Annotated in this window: 3 protein-coding genes; 2 read left to right on the top strand and 1 reads right to left on the bottom strand. The window is 54.8% G+C overall.

Going from position 1 to position 2,946, the window contains the following annotated elements:
* Window positions 1-73 precede the first annotated feature (73 nt).
* The gene (locus J7M22_05375) at window positions 74-850 is read right to left on the bottom strand and encodes an MBL fold metallo-hydrolase (GenBank protein ID MCD6506040.1); all 777 of its coding nucleotides are present in this window, start codon (window positions 848-850) and stop codon (window positions 74-76) included.
* 196 nt (window positions 851-1,046) lie between these two features.
* Between J7M22_05375 and J7M22_05370 the strand changes: the two genes are divergently transcribed.
* Window positions 1,047-1,916: a DUF58 domain-containing protein gene (locus J7M22_05370; protein MCD6506039.1), complete on the top strand. Its 870-nt coding sequence runs from the start codon at window positions 1,047-1,049 to the stop codon at window positions 1,914-1,916.
* Window positions 1,913-2,824: a hypothetical protein gene (locus tag J7M22_05365; GenBank protein MCD6506038.1), complete on the top strand. Its 912-nt coding sequence runs from the start codon at window positions 1,913-1,915 to the stop codon at window positions 2,822-2,824. Before J7M22_05370 ends, J7M22_05365 begins: the two co-directional genes overlap by 4 nt.
* Window positions 2,825-2,946 lie beyond the last annotated feature (122 nt).

The raw sequence follows: 2,946 nt of genomic DNA, 5'->3' as shown, positions 1-2,946 counted from the left end.
CTTTCTGGTTAGTGAGATAAGGCGTGGGGTGAGGGATTCTTGGAAGGAGTTTCGTTTGGAGCCTTATTTTTCTTTATCTTCTCATAGCTTTTGTAAGGGGGGGATAAAACTGGGGGTAGATCAGCTTCCACGTGAGGTTGACGGCATCGGCGAGCATATCTTCGACATCCTCCGGATCCTCGTGCAGTCTATCCCCATATGTGGATTCAACCAGGATGTAATCGGCCTCATCGAAGAGGGTGGGATCGCGCAGGATGGGTTTGTTCCATCTGCCCACATCGCCTGAGAAGAGGATCGTTCTCCTCCACCCGTTTCGACTGAGGTCGATCTTTATCATGGATGACCCCAGGATATGTCCCGCGTCATGGAAGCTCGCCTCAATTCCATCTCCCAGTTGAACGCTCTCGCCGTATCTCACGGGGTGAAAGAGGGGAAATGTTGCCCTGGCGTCCTCCGACGTGTAGAGCGGGATCTCAGGATACGGCCCTTTTCTCCCCTCCCGTTTATGCCTTTTTCGCTTGAACTCGGCATCCTCCTCCTGTAGGTGTGCGGAATCCAGGAGGGCGATCCCTGAGATCTCGGAGGTGGCCGCCGTGCAGTAGATCCTACCCTCAAAACCCTCCCTCACCAGCTTGGGCAGCAAACCGGAGTGATCCAGATGGGCATGGGTTAACAGAACGGCATCTATGGTATTGGGTGGAACTGGAAACGGATCCCAGTTTCTTCCCCTCAGCTCCCTCTCCTGATATAGGCCGCAATCCACAAGTATCTTGTGACCGTTGAACTCCAGCAGATACCTGGAGCCGGTGACGTTCTGCGCTGCGCCTAAGAAACTCAGCCTGACCTGCATCCTTCAATCCTCCGTCAACAGAGAGATGGTCATTCATTGTCATTTTGAATGACAGCACGGCTAAGTAACTCAATGACAATGACTTCACGTGCCAGCGTCCAGCGTGCTTTCCTCCGCCTTAATATTTTAGGTGATTGAGGTGGGCGGGTCAACAAGGGCGGCAGCATGGTATAATATTCACCGAGCGAGGAGAGAGATGAGATCCGTCGAACAGGGCGAGATACTCAGAAGGATCCGATGGATCGAGATCCGCGCCAGGAGGCTAGCGGAGGAGATGCTTGCCGGGGAATACGCCAGTGCGTTTAAAGGGCGCGGCATCGAGTTCTCCGAGGTGAGGGAATACACGCTGGGCGACGATATCAGGTTGATAGATTGGAACGTCACCGCCCGAATGGGATCGCTCTACGTCAAGCGATACGTCGAGGAGAGGGAGCTCAACGTCTTCATCATCGCCGACGTCAGCCGGTCCATGGTCGATAAATTCGCCGATGAGGTGGAGCTGTGCGCTCTGATCACCATCTCCGCCCTTAAAAGCGGAGATCGCGTGGGAATCATCGCCTTTACGGATAGACCCGAGCTTTTCATACCGCCGCGTAAGGGTAGAACGCACGCCCTAAGGGTTATCAGGGATCTGATCCTCATCCGCCCGCAGGGGATCAAAACCGATCTGAATCCTCCTCTCGAGCTCCTCAGGAGAACGGTTAAGAAGAGATGCATCGCCTTCCTGATCTCCGATTTCTTCTGCGGTGATTTTTCACGATCGCTGAGGATCGCTTCGAAACGACACGACCTGATAGCCATCGCCCTGAACTCCCCCATCGAGATCGATCCGCCCCAGCTCGGCCTCGTGAGCGTATCCGATCCGGAGGGTAACGAGGAGGTTATGCTTGATATGTCGGGAGCGAATTTGAGGCCGATGAGAGGGAGGATCGAGGAGCTCAGGCGACGAAGAGATGAGATCTTCCTCAGGAGCGGGGTGGATCATGTCGAGCTTATCTCAGGCCGTCCATACGTGGAGCCGCTTATGAGGCTTTTCAGATCCAGGGCTCAGAGGCGATGGAGATGATCGGCCCGATCGGATTCATCCTGATCTCGCTTCTCACCCTTGAACCTCAGATCGTATCCGTGGAGATACATCCACCCGTCATTACGGTGGGAGATGTGGTGGAATGTGTCGTCCGATTGCACCTGCCGCGAGGAAGCCGTCTCCTCCTGGCGCGTCGGCTTGACCCTCACTCGCTCCGCGTCTGGAGGGGGAGGAGGTTGCGCGGCGGGGAAGACGGTTTAGAGATCTGGGAGGTTCGGCTGCGGGCGAGGTTTTTCAGACCCGGCGAACATCGATGGCCGCCTATTAAACTGATATGGATGAATCCGGATGGGCGAGCTGAGACGATGAAACTGCCCTCCATCAGCGTCCACGTTAAATCCATCACGGCGAACCAAAACGCTATGGAGGGGATAAGGGACATCAAACGCGATGTGAAGGGAAGCGGCGTAGCCGAACGGTTCCCTCTGTTCGTGGGGATCGCCCTAATGATAGCTGGGATCTCGGTGATATCGCTTTCGATTTTCAGATCGCGCAGGAGGGAGACGGAGGCGTTATCCCCCGAGGAGAGGACGCTTTTGAGGCTTGCGGGTGTGGAACGGGGCGGGATGTCCGATGAGAAGAGGGTCAGGGAACTTTGCTTCGAAGTGGCAGATGCCCTCAGGGAATATATCGAGGCTCGATTCGGTATACCTGCCGCCTCGCTTACCTCTCGTGAGGTGGCGGATCAGCTTAGGGGAAAAGGCCTGAGCGAAAAACTGGCGAATGAACTGGAATCGCTTCTATACGAGCTCGATAAGGCGAGGTTTTCCGCCGATACACCCTCCCTTGAAAGGATCAGAAGGTTAGCGCAGATGAGCGGAAATCTCATTGCCCTTATCAGCAATGGGGTGCATGAGAAATTTATCGGTAACAAGAGGGTGAGGTAGTCTCCCCTAATCGTGTTGGTGTATAATAGATACACATCAAGCGATTGGGGGATAGAAAATGGAACACACACGATTGGTTTCGCCCGGTTCCTTCTGCTGGAACCCAGATTGTCCTGACTACG

It is taken from the genome of Candidatus Poribacteria bacterium (assembly GCA_021162805.1).
GTDB lineage: Bacteria > Poribacteria > WGA-4E > B28-G17 > B28-G17 > JAGGXZ01.
This window is presented reverse-complemented; position numbering and strand designations above follow the sequence as displayed.

Bases quoted from the DNA above. Each gene is read 5' to 3' on its own strand.
- J7M22_05365 (MCD6506038.1), top strand. From the start codon at position 1,913: ATGATCGGCCCGATCGGATTCATCCTGATCTCGCTTCTCACCCTTGAA.
- J7M22_05370 (MCD6506039.1), top strand. From the start codon at position 1,047: ATGAGATCCGTCGAACAGGGCGAGATACTCAGAAGGATCCGATGGATC.
- J7M22_05375 (MCD6506040.1), bottom strand. From the start codon at position 850: ATGCAGGTCAGGCTGAGTTTCTTAGGCGCAGCGCAGAACGTCACCGGC.